Source organism: Martinezella rhizogenes, from assembly GCF_007002745.1.
GTDB classification, from domain to species: domain Bacteria; phylum Pseudomonadota; class Alphaproteobacteria; order Rhizobiales; family Rhizobiaceae; genus Agrobacterium; species Agrobacterium cucumeris.
Genome location: NZ_SGNY01000010.1, coordinates 83,731 through 100,317, shown reverse-complemented (window position 1 = coordinate 100,317; position 16,587 = coordinate 83,731). Strand labels below are relative to the sequence as shown.

General features: G+C 60.5%; 9 protein-coding genes. 3 read left to right on the top strand and 6 right to left on the bottom strand.

Annotated elements, in window-relative coordinates; all coding sequences use genetic code 11:
* Positions 1-21: 21 nt before the first annotated feature.
* From EXN68_RS23330 to EXN68_RS23305, 6 genes are read right to left on the bottom strand one after another with little or no spacing between them, the layout of a single operon-like run.
* On the bottom strand, positions 22-585 hold the full coding sequence (locus EXN68_RS23330) for a siderophore biosynthesis protein (protein ID WP_142843136.1): 564 nt from the start codon (positions 583-585) through the stop codon (positions 22-24).
* Complete coding sequence (locus EXN68_RS23325) at positions 582-1,100, bottom strand: siderophore biosynthesis protein (RefSeq protein WP_142843134.1); 519 nt, start codon at positions 1,098-1,100, stop codon at positions 582-584. The genes EXN68_RS23330 and EXN68_RS23325 overlap by 4 nt, the downstream gene beginning before the upstream one ends.
* 11 nt (positions 1,101-1,111) lie before the next feature.
* Positions 1,112-1,351, bottom strand: coding sequence for an MbtH family protein (locus EXN68_RS23320; RefSeq protein ID WP_142843132.1), 240 nt, complete (start codon positions 1,349-1,351; stop codon positions 1,112-1,114).
* A 14-nt stretch (positions 1,352-1,365) separates the two neighbouring features.
* Positions 1,366-2,841, bottom strand: a complete 1,476-nt coding sequence (locus tag EXN68_RS23315; protein WP_142843130.1) for an aminotransferase class III-fold pyridoxal phosphate-dependent enzyme — start codon at positions 2,839-2,841, stop codon at positions 1,366-1,368.
* Positions 2,838-3,734 (bottom strand): class I SAM-dependent DNA methyltransferase, encoded by an 897-nt coding sequence (locus EXN68_RS23310; protein ID WP_142843129.1) that lies wholly within the window; start codon positions 3,732-3,734, stop codon positions 2,838-2,840. Before EXN68_RS23310 ends, EXN68_RS23315 begins: the two co-directional genes overlap by 4 nt.
* The gene (locus EXN68_RS23305) at positions 3,731-8,299 is read right to left on the bottom strand and encodes a non-ribosomal peptide synthetase (protein ID WP_142843127.1); all 4,569 of its coding nucleotides are present in this window, start codon (positions 8,297-8,299) and stop codon (positions 3,731-3,733) included. Before EXN68_RS23305 ends, EXN68_RS23310 begins: the two co-directional genes overlap by 4 nt.
* Positions 8,300-8,594: 295 nt before the next feature.
* Here EXN68_RS23305 and EXN68_RS23295 point away from each other — a divergent pair, with 295 nt between their 5' ends.
* The 3 genes from EXN68_RS23295 to EXN68_RS23285 are packed head-to-tail and all read left to right on the top strand — an operon-like array spanning position 8,595 to position 16,582.
* Positions 8,595-10,874, top strand: a complete 2,280-nt coding sequence (locus EXN68_RS23295) for an AMP-binding protein (protein ID WP_161991465.1) — start codon at positions 8,595-8,597, stop codon at positions 10,872-10,874.
* Positions 10,875-10,915: 41 nt separating this feature from the next.
* Positions 10,916-15,475 carry a type I polyketide synthase gene (locus EXN68_RS23290; protein WP_142843123.1) on the top strand — a complete coding sequence of 1,520 codons (4,560 nt, stop codon included), beginning with the start codon at positions 10,916-10,918 and terminating at the stop codon, positions 15,473-15,475.
* A 39-nt stretch (positions 15,476-15,514) separates the two neighbouring features.
* Positions 15,515-16,582: an LLM class flavin-dependent oxidoreductase gene (locus EXN68_RS23285; RefSeq protein ID WP_142843121.1), complete on the top strand. Its 1,068-nt coding sequence runs from the start codon at positions 15,515-15,517 to the stop codon at positions 16,580-16,582.
* The last annotated feature ends 5 nt before the right edge of the window (positions 16,583-16,587 follow it).

Genomic DNA, 16,587 nt, shown 5'->3' with positions numbered 1-16,587 from the left:
ATTAGAAATTGAACACGCACGTTACTTGTGGAACGGGCAGCCTTTTTTGGGCGGATCGATCATGCCGAGGCGACCGCGTTCGAAACGCTGGAGCGTATCGATTGCCTTCCGGTCGCCGTATCGCAGGCTTCCGGCGTCGGAGCCGACGAAACGTGAGCAGACGCCGACATGCCCTTCCGCCAGATATTTGTAGGCTGCGACGAATTCCGCATGTGCGTCATGGAGTTCGACCGGCAGGGTGGCGAACACGTCCTTCATTTCACGCCAGACCTGAATGAGGACGGCGTGATCAAACGACATCAGCCCGCTGAAATCATCGGATTCGACAGATGGCGGCGTCATGGAGACGCGGATGGTATTTTCGTAATCCGCCTTGCTGAAGCTGGCGGCGAGGTCCATGGAGCTGGCAGATGTGCGCAGAAGCACCGCGGCGGCCCGCAATTCCCCGTCCGCTTCGGCATGGTTGCCCTCATGCACCTGCATATTGAAACGACGAAGGCACAGAACCAGCCCCTGCACGTTCATGAAAAACGCCCAGTGGAATTCGCGCCAGATCCGGGAAGGCGAGGGGGAAGCAATGGTCATCTTGCACACTCCACGCCAAAGCACCTTGCAAGAAGCCTTGCATGAACCTTAAAACCATCAAACTGGGCTTTAGCGGCCTTTTCCGACAGGTGTGGCGCCCGGCAGAAAAGATCGGTAACCGACAGCGCGACCTGCAGGAAGCTGCGCAGCAGAACATGGGCGGGCTGGGCGGTGGTAATGCGGTTCACGCGGAAATACCGGTCATAGTCATTGGCGTGAAAGGACGTCAGCGGCAGGCCGCTGATATCCACGACGCCGGGGTCGGACATCGGCTTTTCCATGTTGCCCAGAAGCGCGGCGATGCGCGCGCGGCATTCGGAATGATGCAGCGTGAACGCTTCGAGGGCCTCGCAGATGATGTGCTGCAGGCGGGCTCTTTCGTGTTCTTCCGGCACTATTACCGGTACCAGTGCCTCCGGCAGGAGCAGATCAAGAATGGCATCCTGCGCAAGCCAGTCCCTGTCCGGTCCGGCGTCCTCGCGGGGCACCGGGCTTGGCCATGGTTGGTCGTCCATGGGGTCACGTCCTATTCTTGCACGCTGGTTGTGTTTACGGCCTCGCCGTCCATCAGCCGCCGCAAACTCAAGGGGCGCATGTCGGTCCACTCCACCTCGATATGATCGAGGCACGCCTGCTTCGATCCGGAAAAGCCGCTCGGTCGCCAACCTGTCGGGACCGCCTTGTAGACCGGCCATATCGAATATCGCTCCTCGTCGCTGATCACGACGTTGTAGTGCAGGTCTTCAGCCGGGGTCTGGGAATTCATGGTGGTCACTCCGATCAATGTCTGTCGAGAAGACGGTGGTCCGCCAGAGCCGTCAGGCCTTGCAGAACAGCGTCGTGAACAAAGGTAATGTCGTCATCGCTGTGGGCGGTTGAGAGAAAACCGCCGCGGTCTCCGGCACGAAGGTGAACGCCGGAGGTCAGAAGAAGGAAGGAAAGCATGGTGACAGCCTGCGGTGAGATGCGGCTGCGGGCAGCGGATATGGCAAAGAACGAACCGAAGCTCATGAACGCAACGGGCAACCCCGCATCTTTGAGCGTGCCGTTCAGCCGTTCCACGAATGCCTGGGTCCTGGCGTTGAGGCTTTCTTGCAGGGCCGGTCCGTCTTCCAGCAACCGCGTCGCAACCGCCTTTGCGGCTGCGAGCGCCAGCGGATGGCGGCAATAGGTTCCGGCAAAAAATGTCGGGGCCACTTTCGGGAAGGAGCTGTCGCCGTAAGCCCATGCTCCGCCATCGACGAAATCCATGAACCGCCCCTTGCCGGCGATGAGCGACAGCGGCAACCCGCCGCCGGCGATTTTGCCATAGGTGGCAATATCAGCATCTATGCCGAAATGGGACTGCGCGCCGCCGGGTGCGACGCGGAAGCCGGTGATCATCTCGTCGAATATCAGCGCGCTTCCGGTCTTTTCGGTCACGCTTCGCAATTCATGCAGAAACTCGCGCGGCTGCAGTTCCGGGTTCCGGCTTTGAACGGGCTCGACGAGCACGCCGGCAAGGCTTTCGCCGTGACGCCTGATATAATCGATGGAACGGGGATTGCCGTATTCAAGCAGCACGATATCGCGGGCGGAGGAAGGGGCGACGCCCGAAAAGCCGGGAACTGCTTTCGTCAGCACCATGCGTCTCAGGAGCGGCTTCAGCGCCACCAGCCATGCCGGATGAGACCGCAGCAACGCGCCCCTGCGGATATATTCAAGTTTGGTCGCCTTATGCAGGGCAGGGTCGGAGTGGCCGTGATACGAACCTGTGAACAGCACGATCTTGTCGCGCCCCGTTGCGGCACGGGCTATGCGCATGGCCGTCTGCACGGCTTCGGTGCCGGTATTGCTGAATGTGACGCGGTCTTTTCCGGTGATGCGGCAAAACAGTTCCGCGGTCTCGCCGGCCAGATCCGATTGCGGCCCAAGTGCAAAGCCCTTGGCCAGCTGCGCTTCGATTGCCGTGCGGATAAAGGACGGATTATGGCCGAAGAGATTGGTGCCGAGGCCCATGAGAATATCGACATATCTGTTGTTGTCGATGTCCTGCAAATAGGCGCCTTCCGCGTGGGTGGCGACGATGGGATACAGGGCCTCTTTGGTTTGCATCGTGAAGGGAAGGCCGATCGAGCTCTTGTCCGAAAGGAAATCCCGGTTATAGGCGGCGGCGCGCTTCGAACCCGGTGTCTTGAGATTGAAGCTGGCAACGATTGTGGTGACAGGGTCGGTCGCGGGGGCAGCCGCTGGGCCGGGATTGTTGTGAATATTCATTCGACGGCCTCCTGTGTGACTTCCTGCCCCGCGCTGTCGCCGGCAATCTTCGTGCAGAGGAAGTAGACCGCCCTCTCATCGGTCACCGGACCGCCATCGGTGCTTCGCATTTTCACCGAAAAGCCCGATGCCCGGAGAAGTTCGGTCACGGTTTCCAGATTGTGCCCCCAGACAGGGTTGGTCACGGAGTGACGCTGCCAGTTCTTTCCGGGAATGCCGAAGCGGGCGATGAGAGCGAGCCGCCGGCGATTGGAAAGCAGCCGGGCCGCCAGCCTGTATGCCGCCTCCACCGGGGAGAAGCCCGCCTCTTTTGACCTCGTATGGATTTCAACCGTGAAGGACCCCTCGTTCGACCGTGAATTATATCGAGGCGTGATCAGCCAGGCATAATCGTCGGTGAGTTCACCCTCAGCCGGCACATCGCGCCAGTAGCGCACCATCTGGCCGGGATGGTTGATGTCGAAAGCAAAAATTCCGTTATCCTTCAGGCAACGGCGAACGCTTGAAAAAACCTTCTGCAGGTCTTCGGTATTCTGGATGTGGTTCAACGATGCGCTGGTGCACACCACGCCGTCAAAGGGTTGTTCAAAGGTGAAATCCCTCGCGTCCCCCAGAACGAATTCAAGATCGGGCGCATTGCCGCGGGCATGGTTTATCATGTCCTGCGAACCATCCAGCCCGGTCACGGCATATCCGCGCGCAGCCATCAGCTTTGCAAGATGTCCCGTTCCGCAGCAGAGATCGAGAACCGAAGCGCCGTCGGGCAGTTGCGAAAGAACCGCGCGTGCCAGGGGCTCGATCTTCTGCTCGCTATAGCGCGGGCCAAGCGTGTGGTTGTAGAGCCAGGCCCAATGGTCGTAATTGCCGGCTTCGCTTGATATGACTGTGCTCATCGTTCACCCTGCTTTCGCGCGTCATCGGACGTCGCGTTCAGAAAGTTGGCCTTGGCAAATGCGCGCAGATATGTTCGCAAAAGCTCGAATGTCAGGGCCGGTTCGCGGAATGGTGCGTCGGACATTGCCGCCTGCGTGAGGTGGCAATCGAAGTTGCGCGTCTGTTTTTCATCGCTCTTGCCGGCGGCGGAAGGCGAGCGCAGCAGTCCCAGCAATGGATAAAGCGGGTGGTCTGGCGTTCCACGCGCCACATCGCCCAGCATGTCCTGCCATTCCCGCTGCGAAATCCGCTTAAGCTCGATCCCTTCCATTTCGCAGGCCTCGAAGAGCCGGGCGCTTGAAACGGGGGAGGAATGAATGAGATGGAAAACCTGTCCCGCCGAAGCCGGCTTGCCGGAAAGATGGACAATCGCCCGGGCCACATGGTCGACCGGCAGCATATCGAGCAGCCTTTCGCCTTCCGGCGCTGTGCCGGTGTAGAGATAGGCTTGCACCAGACGGCACAATATGTCCGAGCCGTTGAAGGCGCCGGTAACGCTGTCGCCGGATATCGCTCCCGGTCGGTAGATCGTCACCGGCAATCCCCGCTTTCCGGCTTCGTTGACGAGATGCTCCGCCACCCATTTGCTCCGGTTATAACCGCCGGCGGGTGGGTCAAACCCTTCCACGCTCTCCAGTTCGCAGACAGGTCTGGCATCGCTGCCGGAACCGCGGCGCGGCGTCAGCGCACTGAGTGTCGAGATGTAATGAACATGCCGCCCCGCCCCGGCGCAGGCCAGTTTGAGAACTTCGCGGGTTCCAAGCACATTGGTCTCGCGCAACCGCTCATACCGATGCAGATGGTGCACTTCCGCGCCATTGTGGAAAATACAATCGGCATTCCGGACAATATGGTCGTAGTCTGCCGCGGCAAGCCCGAGATTTGGTTTGGAAAGCTCGCCCGACAATGTCGTCACACGCTCCGTCAGCACGGATTGGGGCAGGTCATATTGCCGGAAGGCCTGCCGCAGGCGGTTCATTCCGTCATCGCCACGCACCAGGCAGGTGACTTTTTTCGCCGGGTCGCGAAGCAGCTCGTGGAGCAGATAGGTGCCGAGAAAGCCGGTCGCGCCCGTCAGGAAGACGTGGGCGGTACCGCTTTCCGCTCTTGCCGTCGCACTCGGGCGGATTGCCTCATCTAGCTTTATATCGCGCTTCAGCAGCAGGGTTTCTTCGTCGCTGCCGCTATCGCCGGCGTCTCTGGTCCGCAGACGGTTCGCCAGCGCTTCCACCGTGGAGGCGTTGAAAAGATCGAGAACGCCGATATCGAGCCCGAATTTTTCTTTCGCGACGGCGCAGAAACGCGTGGCCAGCAGCGAGTGGCCGCCAAGCGCGAAGAAGTCATCGGTTGCGGCAACCTGATCAATATTCAGAACATGCCCGAATGCGCTGGCTATCCGGATTTCCGTTGCGCCTTCAGGCGCCCGGCCATCGGGGTTTGTTTCGGTGCGCGGCGCGGGAAGCCTTGAGGGATCGATCTTGCCGTTCACGGTGAGCGGCAACGCGTCAAGCCAGTCGAACGTGTCGGGCACAAGGAATTTCGGCAGGCGGTGTGCCAGCCATGCGCGGATCTCCGACGGCGTGGGTCTGACTGCCACGTCCTCATCGGTTTGAGGAACCGCATAGGCGGCAAGCCTTTTGCCGCCGCGTCCGTCGTCACGCACTGCCACAGTCGCCGAAACGATGGACGGGTGGGCAAGCAGGCCGGCCTCTATTTCCCCGGGCTCAATGCGGTATCCACGGATCTTGACCTGGCTGTCCAGCCGCCCTGACACGTGGACACGACCATCGGCAAGCAGCACGGCGCGATCGCCGGTGCGGTAGAGCACGCCCGCTCTCCCGTTTGTGGCAAATGGATCGGGAACGAAACGTTCGGCCGTCAGGGCCGCCCGGTCGTGATAACCGCGGGCAATGCCGCAACCGCCGATATGAAGTTCTCCCGGCACGCCGAAGGGCAACAGCTCGAGATTATCATCCAGCACATAGAGCTGCTTGTTTGCCGCAGGCCTCAGCACCGGCAGGCCGGCGCGCCCGCCTCCCATGTCGACCATGCTGGCATTGACGGTGGTTTCGGTGGGGCCGTAGGCATTGATGAAACGACGGTTCTTTCCCCATCTTTCGATGAGTTCCGGCATAGGAACTTCTCCCCCGACCAGAACGGTGCGCAGCGATGGCAGGTCGTCGACCGGCAGGGAAAGCAGGGCCGATGGCGTCATCGTCAGGTGCGTTACCTGTCGCGTGTGCAGGATGTCGGCCAGTTCGGCGCCGGGAAGCGTTGCATATCCGGGCAGGAGAAGAAGCCTGGCGCCGGCGCCAAGGCTCATGACGAGTTCGGGAATGGAGGCATCAAAACTGAAGCTGAAGAATTGCAGCACACAATCGCCGGGCCTGACGTCGCAGGCGCGGATCTTGTCCCTCGTCAGATTGATCAGCCCGCTATGATCGACAAGGACGCCCTTTGCCTTGCCTGTCGATCCCGACGTGTAGATCACATAAGCCAGCTGTGACGGATGCGTGACCGTTTCAAGATTGTCGGCGCGTTCGTCGTCGGGGAAATCCTCATCCAGATTGAGCCGGTCGGCTGTCGCTGGGAGATCGATCGAGCTGTGGCTGACGACAAGCCGGGCGCGTGCATCCAACAGCATCGCGCCAATCCGCTCCGCGGGATAATCCGGATCGAGAGGCAGATAGGCACCGCCTGCTTTCCAGACCGCAAGCCAGGCGACGATCATGTCGAAACTGCGCGGCAACGAGATGGCGACAACGGTTTCCGGCGTCACGCCTTTACGCTGCAACAGGCGCGCCAGCCTGTTTGCGCGCGCGTTGAGTTCGCCATATGTCAGGATGTCATCGTCATCCGCGCGCGGCATGATGAGTGCCACGGCGTCCGGCGCGCGCGCCACATGTGCTTCGAACAGCTCATGAAAGTAGTGCGGGCCAGCGTTTTCCTGCGCCGTGCTGTTGAAGTCGCAAACCCGCTGTTGCTGCTCTTCCCGTGTCAAAAGCGCAAGGGTTGCGATCGGCAGGGAGGGGTTGGCGACGATGGATTTCAGCAGTTGCTGGAAATGGCTGGCGAACAGGCCGATCGTCTCGGCGCGGAACAGTGCGGTCTTGTATTCGACCGTGCCGGAAAGCCCGGCCTCCGTCTCGCGCAGATCAAGGCACAGGTCGAGCCTCGAAACCTTGTCCTGGCGCGCCAGCCGGCGCATTTCCAGCCCGGGAAGCCGGATGCGCTCGCGTGGTGCTGCGTCGAGCTGAAATTTTATCTGAAACAGCGGGTGGCTGTCGGGGTCGCGTTGCACGCCGACCATGTCGACGATGCGCTCGAACGGCATGTCCTGATGGCTGATGACCTGCTGCAGGGTCTCATGTGTTTGCCGCAGGGCATTTTCAAAATTGCCGAAGGGATCGACACGCGATCTGACAGGAAGAGGATTGACGAACAGCCCGACCAGATCTTCCGTCTCCACATGCGGGCGGCTGGCGACGGGCGTGCCGATCACCAGATCGGTCTGCCCGGTATAGCGATGGATCAGCAGGTTAAATGCGGTAAAAAGCGCCGTGAACAACGTCGTGCCATGCGCGGCGGCAATCTTGCGCAGCGCATCGGTCGTCGCTTTGTCGATCGAGAAGTCATGCAGTTCACCTGCATGGCCATGGCCTGCGGTGCGCGCCATGTCCGTTACCAGCTGCGTGGTCTGCAAAGGCTGCGAAAGGTGCCGTTTCCAGAATTCCTCGAGTGCTCCTGCCGTTTCCACCGCCAGACGCTGGCGCTGCCATGCGGCGAAGTCGCCATATTGTATCGGCAACGCAGCTTCCGGCGTCGCGCTGCCGGACACCTGCGCGCTGTAAAACGCGCCGAGGTCTTTCAGCAGGATTTCAGTGGACCAGCCGTCGGCGCATATGTGGTGCAGCGTAAAAACGAGGACATGGCGGCCGTCGCCGCATTTGACGACGAGCAGGCGGATAGGCGGTTCGGCGGCAAGATCGAAGGGTCTGCTCGTTTCCGCATGAATGACATCTTCGATTGCCGCATCGGCAGGTGAAATACTGACGACGGAAAAAGGCGTGTCACAATCAGCGGATATGGTTTGTCCGGGCACGCCCTTGTCGCTGTATATGCGGGCGCGAAGCACCGCGTGGCGGTTCATGACAGCGGCAAGCGCCGCCCTCAGCGCATCGAGGTCGAGGGTGCCTTGAACGTCAAGCGCAATGCAGATGTGATGCAATGCAGAGCCCGGATAGATCTGGTCGATCAGCCACAGTCTTTCCTGGGCGAATGAAAGCGGCGGGCGGGTCTCGTGGCGGGCAGGAATATTGGTCTGGCCGGGTGCACCGGCCTCCGCGTGCGCCATGTTGAGGAATGCCAGAATGTCGTTTTTTCTGGTCCGGATTTCGCTCATCACGGCATCGTTCAGGCGACCGTCAGGGTCCGAGCATTTCAGGCTGCCGGCGTCGATCCAGACACGGATATTGTTTTGATGAAGCCGGGTTATGAGGGTTTCGACTGGCTCGATGTAATTCATAAGCCGTCCCTTGGCTGTATCGGCGTCACGCGATCCGGAGAACCAGCAATAAGCCCTTTCAGGCTGGCACCAAGCAGCAGTGTTCTCATCGGCGAAACAACTATCAATTGCATATTCAGCTGCCTGAAACCGGTCGTCAATTTCAATTTCTTATTCTTGACTAGGCGATTCAAGAATTATATGCAAGAGGTAATTGTTGTCATCGAGACGCGGCGAGCAGCGACGACTGCCGCTGGCGGATAAGTATGGGCAATTGGAACGGTGAGCATCCTATGGTTGCTCGTCGCGAATATTGATGTCCCGACGTCAGGAGCTTTTTCAGATGCAGATCATACCGATGTTCGCTCGAAAGCCATCTGGGGAAAGAGATTTTATAACAATAATACATAGGCTTGAGGACATCGCCGCCGACCGTCCAGCAGATGAGGCCTTTCGTTTTTATCCTGACGATCCAGGCGCGGTCGACGAAAGTCGCAGTGATGGCTGGACATGGGGAGAGCTGAACGCTCGCGTTAAAATTGTTTCCGACGAGGTTTCCAGAACGGGTCTTGTCGGGCAGGGCGGCCGGGTCCTCATCGTTTACCCGCCCGGTCTCGCCTTCATCGCAGCCTTTCTCGGATGCCTGCATGCCGGTGCCGTTCCGGTGCCTGTCCCGGCGCCGCGGCGGAATGAGGGAATACACCGTTGGTTGCATATTGCGAAAGACGCCGGCATCTCGGGAATAGTGTGCGCCGCCGAATTGAAGGAGCTGCTGGAACCGCTTCAGAGGGCCGTCGGCCATGGATTTTGCCTTGCGCCTTCAGGCGCCGATCCCAATATTCCGCTGCAGGATCTTACGCCTTCCTCGAGCCTTCCAGCGGTTCTCGACGGCAGCCGGATTGCATTTTTGCAATATACATCCGGTTCGACCAGTGATCCGAAAGGCGTCATGGTCACGCATGCCAATCTGATGGCCAACCTGCGGCAGATCAGCCTCGCGTTTCATTATGGCCCGGAGGATCGGTCCGCGACGTGGTTGCCCCATTATCACGACATGGGGCTGATCGACGGCATCCTGTCACCCATCTTCAACGGATTTCCGGTGTCGATCATGGCGCCTGCGAGCTTTCTGCGACGGCCGCTGCGGTTCCTTGAACTGGCGACGCAAAACCGGGCAACCATTATCGGCGGACCGAATTTCGCTTATGAGCATTGTGCTGACCGCTACAGTGAAGAAGCCGCCGCGCAGCTTGATCTCTCCACGGTCCGGATCGCCTATAATGGTGCGGAGCCGGTGCGCCCGCACACGCTGAGGCGCTTCAGCGCGCTGTTTGCCGACCATGGCTTTCGGCACGAAGCCTTTTATTGCTGCTATGGCCAGGCCGAAGCCACGCTTTTCCTGACCGGAAATGCACCGTCCGATCCGCCGCAATTGCGGAGCTTCGAGCGTGAAACGCTGGCGAAGCAGGGAACGGCGCTGCCGCTCCCCGCTGGTGCGGATGAGCATGATGCAATCGAACTTGCGGCCTGCGGCCGTCCCGGAGCGGATATCGAGATCGTTGTCATGGAGCCCGAGGAAAACCGGCTGCTCGACGATGGGCAGGTCGGCGAATTGTGGATCCGTGGTCCGAATGTTACGCCCGGTTACTGGGCGAGGGCAAAAGCAAGCGCTGAAAGTTTCGACCAGAAAATTGCCGGTGAGGGTGGCTGGCGCCGCACGGGCGATCTTGGCTTTCGCCATGACGGGCAATATTTCATTACCGGTCGTCTGAAGGATCTCATCATCATCAGGGGGCAGAACCATCACCCCGAGGACATAGAGCAGACCGCCTTCTCGTCGCATGCCGCGCTCGCACAGGGGCGGGCGGGTGCTTTTGCGCTTGATGTGGATGGTGAGGAACAGGTCGGTCTCGTCTGCGAGCTTACCCGTGATGGTCTGCGCAATCTGGATGCCGAAGCCGTTCTGCACGCCATTCGCGGGGCCATCTCCCGTGTTCACAAACTCAAGCTTGCCACCATCGTCCTCATCCGCCCCAGCAGCCTGCCGCGCACGCCGAGCGGCAAGGTCCGGCGTTTTGCCTGCCGCCAGGATTTGCTGAACGACAATCTCAAGGTGGTCGAGCGTTGGGAGGCCGCCCCGCAAGCGAGTTTCACGCCGGTTGCTGACCCGGGTGCGGTTGTCGACTGGGCACAACAATTGTCTCGGGTTGACCGATCCCGGCATCAGGCTTTGCTTCGGCAGTGGATCAGGGAGGAAGTTTCATGGCTTTCCCGTCTTCCTGCTGGAACCCTGCCTGCTGCAAATGCCGGTTTTTTTGATCTCGGACTGGATTCCGTGGCGCTTGTCGGCCTTGCCGGAACGCTGGAGCGTGAATTGGGTATCAGAACGCAACCGACGCTGTTTTTCGAGCATGCGACGATCGATGCGCTGGTGGAGCATCTGTGCAGTGATCTCCTCGCCCCCGAGGTAACGACGCAAGTGCAGGAGACGCCGGCGCAGAATTCCCGGTCGGACGAAGCGGGGGAAGAAAGTGACCTGTCGTCCGAACTGGCTGCCCTGTCATCGCTTCTGCAGGCTGGAACAGGCCGAAAATAATCTCACGCTTTTCATGCAATCGATGATCGGAGCCATCGCCGATGAACGTAAAACAACAGGCCGGGGCCGGCAGTCAGCCCGATCAGGCGACATTGCTCGGAATATTGCGAGACGCGCGAGAGCGTCTGGAGATTTTCCAGAAACGCCATGACGAGCGAGTCGCGATCATCGGCCTCGCGGGCCGTTTTCCCGGTGCCGATGATATTGACGGTTTCTGGCAGCTGCTTGCTGACGGCGGCTCCGGATTAACGGCGGTCACGGATGCGGATCTCCAAAGCGCCGGTGTCGATCCGCAATTGTCGGGGCAGCCCGACTATGTCAGGGTCTGGGGCGGGTTCAGCGATCCGACCGCTTTCGATGCCGGGTTTTTCGGTTATGCGCCAAGGGAAGCCCAGCTGCTTGATCCGCAGCAACGGGTGTTTCTGGAATGCGCCTCGAACGCGCTGGAACATGCCGGTTACGGAAGCGGGAAAAGCCGGGGCCGCACGGGTGTTTATGCCGGCGGTTCGCTGAACTATCACTTCACCCATATTCATTCCGACCCGTCCCTGCGCGACAGCGTGGCACCGCTGCAGGCGGGGCTCGGCAATGTTTCCGGCATGATCGCATCGCGCGTGGCTTACCACCTCGATCTTGAGGGTCCGAGTGTGGGCGTTCAGGCAACCTGCGCCACCGGTCTGGTGTCGGTGCATCTCGCCGTTCAGGCATTGCTTTCGGGCGAATGCGAGATGGCGGTGGCGGGTGCTGTCTCCATCGGCCAACCCAAACCTGCCGGTTATCTCTATGAGGCTGGGGGCATCGGTGCTCCCGATGGCCAATGCCGGCCATTCGATGCGGCTGCCAATGGCACCATATTCACCAACGGCGTTGGCGCCGTGATCCTGAAGCGCCTTGGCGATGCGAGGGCGGCCGGCGATACGGTCTATGCCGTTATTGCCGGGTCGGCGATCGGTAACGACGGCAGCTCCAAGGTTGGATTGACGGCTCCGAGCGTCAAAGGCCAGGCCTCTGTCCTCAAGAAAGCGCTGGCCAATGCGGGCATCGCTCCCTCGGCAGTGGATTATGTGGAGGCTCATGCGACCGCGACTGCGATCGGCGATCCGATCGAACTGACCGCGCTGAACCGTATCTACGGGCCGTCGCTTCGCGCCGAAGGCCGGACTTGCCTCATCGGTTCGCTCAAGGGAAATGTCGGGCATATGGATGCCGCGGCCGGCATTGGCGGGCTCATCAAGACTGTCCTTGCCCTGCGGCATGAATGCCTGCCGCCAAGCGGCAACTTCACGACGCCCAGCAGCGCCTGCGATTTCGAAAGCGGCCCCTTCCGGGTGGCGGCAGGCAAATCCGACTGGAAAGCCGATGCCGACAGGCCGCGCCGTGCCGCCATCAGCGCATTTGGCATGGGGGGCAGCAATGCCCATGTGATCATAGAGGAAGCGCCCGCACGACAGGAATCGGCGGAAGGCGAGACGGGCGCGCTGCTGCTGCCGCTCTCGGCGCGTTCGGCGGCCTCGCTCGCCGCAATGCAATCTTCCCTTTCGGATGCGCTTTCGAAAACCGGAAAACATCAGGGGGTGTCCCTTGCCGATGTTGCCCATACGCTGCAGACGGGACGAGAGACCTTCAACCACCGTTCCATCACGCTTGCGACGACATTATCCGACGCCGCCGAGAGACTGAAAGTCGCCTCGGGGCCCGGTTTCGCCACAGGCCAGATCCCGCAGCATGACCCAAGCCTGGTATTCATGTTCCCGGGTCAGGGTAGCCAGCATGTGGGAATGGCCCGGTCACTCTATGAGCGCGAAGAGCACTTCCGGGCAGCACTCGATGAATGCCTGTCATGGATACCGGACGATCTTCAAATCCGGGCGTTGCTTCTTGCAGGGCCGGATGCCTCCGATACCGGGCTGGACCGCACGGACCGTGCCCAGCCTGCGCTATTTGCCGTCGAATATGCGCTGGCCAGAATGTGGATGCACAAGGGTTTGCAGCCGCGGGCCATGATTGGCCACAGCGTTGGCGAATATGTCGCCGCCTGCCTCGCCGGCGTGTTCTCCCTGAAGGATGCCATTTTCCTCGTGCTAGCACGGGGGCGGTTGATGCAGGGTTGCGCCGCCGGCGGAATGCTGTCGGTCATGTTGCCCGAGGCTGATCTGCGCGCCCGGCTGGATGAGGGGCTGGAAATAGCTGCCGTGAATGGCCCGGGTAGCTGCGTTGTTGCTGGCGATACGGAGGTTCTGCATCGTTTTGCCGAACGGCTGGAGAAGGACGGGGCCGGCTGCCGGCTGCTCAGGACATCGCATGCGTTTCACAGTGCGGCGATGGAGCCGATCCTTGAGGAGTTTGCGGGCCTGTTCGACGACATCGCTCTCTCTGTGCCGGCAATCGACGTGATGTCCAATCTTTCCGGAAACTGGCTGCGACCCGAAGAGGCCCGCAGCCCGGCATACTGGACCGAACATCTTCGCAGGGCGGTAAATTTCAGCGGCGGGATGAAACATCTTCTCGAACTTTCCGCTCCCGTTCTGCTGGAGGTCGGGCCCGGCTCGACGCTGTCAAGGCTGGCGCGCCAGCAGGCGAATGATGATTGCCGCATTGTCACGTCCCTGCCGGATGCGGCCGGAACGACCGACGCTGCCGACCATGCATTGCTGGCGTTCGGACAGCTATGGCTGGCGGGCATCGATGTCCGCTGGGAGGCGCTTGAAGACGGATCGCCGCGCCGCCGTGTGGGTTTGCCGGGTTATCATTTCGAGCGGCAATCATACTGGATTGCGCCACCCACGGTTGGGCGGGAAACGGCTGCTGCCGCAACCCACAGACCGATGGCCGAATGGTTCCATCAGCCGGTGTGGAAGACGCGGCCGTTGAAAATCGACGTATCGGCAGCCGCCAAAGGTCGCTGGCTTGTTTTCGGCGCGGCTCTTCCGGAAATTCCGCACGGGATCGATGCGGTTCTTGTGGGTGAGGGAGCGACATTCAGCGCTGCGGAGAAAGCCTATACGATCGATCCGGCGAGCGCCGAGCATCTGCTTGCCCTGTTCGACGATCTCGCCAAAAAGAACTGGACGCCGGATCAGATCATCAGCGGTTTCGGCTTGGCAGATACGGACCTGCCGGACGCCGCGTGGAATTTTGCGCTTGCTCTTGCCAGAACGCTTGCCGGTGGCGCCCTGCGTCCGGATGTGACATTCATCGGCAGGTCCATGCACGGTATTTTTGCCGCCGATGAGGTTCAGCCCGCCAAAGCCCGGATTAACGGGCTGGCGCGGATGCTGAGCCAGGAACTGCCGGGACTATCGTGCCGCAGTATCGATGTTCAGGGCCTGCCTGACGCAAATGCCGCAAAATGCCTTCGGGATGTCGTCTCTTCGCCTCTGGTCGAAGGGGAGCAGATTTATGCCCTTCGCGACGGTGTTTTGTTTGCGCTCTCCCATGAGCGGGTCGAACTCAGCGATGTTGAAGCCGGTTCCCTTGCAAAGCCCGGTGAAACCTATCTTGTCACAGGCGAACTTCTGGGAGGGCTGGGGCTTGTCTATGCCCGCGCGCTCATCAAAGCTGGAGCAAAAGTCATTCTGGCGGGTCGTACGGGAATTCCGCTGGTGCCGGACTGGGAGCGCTGGCTTGCATCTCACAGCCCCCGTCATCCGGTCAGCCTTTTCATCCAGACGCTCAGATCGCTCGGAACCCCCGGTAAGGACTATCTTCTCTTTTCGGGGGATGTGAGTGAGGCGCAATGGCTTCGCTCCTCACTGGAGGAGGGAGAAAAAAGCCTCGGCACCGTGAAGGGTGTTTTCCACACGGCCGCGATGGGGGACCAGTATTTCGGGCTGCTCGGCAATGAAAGTTTCGACGCCAAAAGCCTTCAGGCCGTAAAATCCGGCACCATTGACGCCCTTGATCGCGTTCTTGGACAGCGCAGCGACATTTTCGTGCTTGTCCAGTCGTCGCTCTCATCGATCGTTGGTGGCAAAGGCCTTGGCCGATACGCTGCGGAAAATGCCTATCTGGATGCTTTCGTCTCCGCAAAAAGGCACGCGTCTGGTCCGGTCTGGAAATCCGTCAACTGGGATGCCTGCGCGTCGGTTCACGCGACGGAGGCTGGCCATGCCGCCCATCGGGAAATAACCCCGGAGGAGGTCTGGCAGATCACGGCGCTGGTGCTTTCGCAGGCTTCGCCGGCGTCAATCGTCGTCACGCCCTATGATCTCGAAAACCGTCCGGCAGCGGACGTCCAGGGTTCCGACGACACCACGGTGAACGGCCAGAAATCCGCCCGCAGCGGGGTGTCGGCCGCCTATGCCGCGCCGCAGGGGCCGCTTGAGGAAGAAGTCGTCGCCATCATGGCGGAGCTCCTAGGGATAAATGGTATCGGCGTTGCCGACAATTTCTTCGAACTCGGCGGGCATTCGCTGCTCGCCATCCAGGTCGTCGCCCGGCTTCGAAAGCGCTTCGACGTTGAAATTCCAATGCGGGCCCTGCTTTTCGACGCACCGACGGCCGCCGGCCTCGCCAGGGTCATTCAGGAGGGTCTCGACGCCCGCAACCATGAGGCGGATATGCTTGCCTCGATGCTTGATGACGTCGAGGCCGGGCGTTGAAGACGCCGATAACGCACACACACAATCGGGATCATTCTGATGAAATTCAGCCTTTTTTATTTTGACGGTGACGGGTCGCGTCCGGGTCAGGAAAACTACCGCCTGTTGATGGACAGCGCACAGTTTGCGGATGCGAATGACCTGGAGGCACTGTGGGTGCCGGAACGGCATTTCCACGCATTTGGGGGCCTCTACCCCAATCCCTCGATCGTCAGTGCCGCATTGGCGATGGTCACGCGCAAGGTACAGCTGAGGGCCGGAAGCGTCGTTGCGGCCCTGCATCATCCTGCCCGCGTGGCGGAGGAATGGGCGGTCGTCGATAATCTGTCCGGCGGCAGGGCAGGCATTGCGATTGCGGCCGGCTGGACCAAAGACGAATTCGTCTTCTCGAAGGAACCGCACGGGAACCGCCGCAGCACCATGTGGCGCTCTTATGAGCAGATCAGCCGTCTTCTCGCCGGCGAGGCGGTCGCATTCGAGGATGCGGACGGTAACATCGTTGACGCAAAAACCCTGCCGCGGCCCGTGCAGTCGCGCATCCCCTTCTGGGTTGCATGCCAGTCCACGGAGACTTTCATCGAAGCAGGCCGCCGTGGCCTCAATGTTCTGACGGCCCTGCTTGGTGAGACGACGGAGTCGCTTGCGCCGAAGATCGAGGCCTACCGCAAGTCGCGGGAAAAACATGGGCATGATCCGGCGGCGGGAACCGTCAGCATGATGGTCCACACGTTTCTGGGCGATGATGCCGGTAAGGTAAAATCAAATGTTTCCAAACCTTTCGGAGATTATCTTCGCACGCATTATCATCTTCTCGAAGGCCTTGGGCGGAGCATGGGTGTCGACATTACGCTCGATAACTTCAGCGATGACGACCTCGACAGCCTGATCGAGTTCGGCATCGAGGGTTTCATGAAAGGCAGGTCGCTGATCGGCACGCCGGAAAGCTGCCAGTCGACGGTCGACACATTGGCGGAGATGGGCGTCGATGAAATCGCCTGCCTGATCGATTTCGTTCAGGATTACGACCTCGTCATGGGCAGCCTGCCATTTCTGCTGAAACTCGTGGAAGCAAACCGCCCGCCGGTTCGCATTGCCAGAGCGGTCTGAAGGAT

Bases quoted from the DNA above. Each gene is read 5' to 3' on its own strand.
- EXN68_RS23330 (WP_142843136.1), bottom strand. From the start codon at position 585: ATGACCATTGCTTCCCCCTCGCCTTCCCGGATCTGGCGCGAATTCCAC.
- EXN68_RS23325 (WP_142843134.1), bottom strand. From the start codon at position 1,100: ATGGACGACCAACCATGGCCAAGCCCGGTGCCCCGCGAGGACGCCGGA.
- EXN68_RS23320 (WP_142843132.1), bottom strand. From the start codon at position 1,351: ATGAATTCCCAGACCCCGGCTGAAGACCTGCACTACAACGTCGTGATC.
- EXN68_RS23315 (WP_142843130.1), bottom strand. From the start codon at position 2,841: ATGAATATTCACAACAATCCCGGCCCAGCGGCTGCCCCCGCGACCGAC.
- EXN68_RS23310 (WP_142843129.1), bottom strand. From the start codon at position 3,734: ATGAGCACAGTCATATCAAGCGAAGCCGGCAATTACGACCATTGGGCC.
- EXN68_RS23305 (WP_142843127.1), bottom strand. From the start codon at position 8,299: ATGAATTACATCGAGCCAGTCGAAACCCTCATAACCCGGCTTCATCAA.
- EXN68_RS23295 (WP_161991465.1), top strand. From the start codon at position 8,595: ATGTCCCGACGTCAGGAGCTTTTTCAGATGCAGATCATACCGATGTTC.
- EXN68_RS23290 (WP_142843123.1), top strand. From the start codon at position 10,916: ATGAACGTAAAACAACAGGCCGGGGCCGGCAGTCAGCCCGATCAGGCG.
- EXN68_RS23285 (WP_142843121.1), top strand. From the start codon at position 15,515: ATGAAATTCAGCCTTTTTTATTTTGACGGTGACGGGTCGCGTCCGGGT.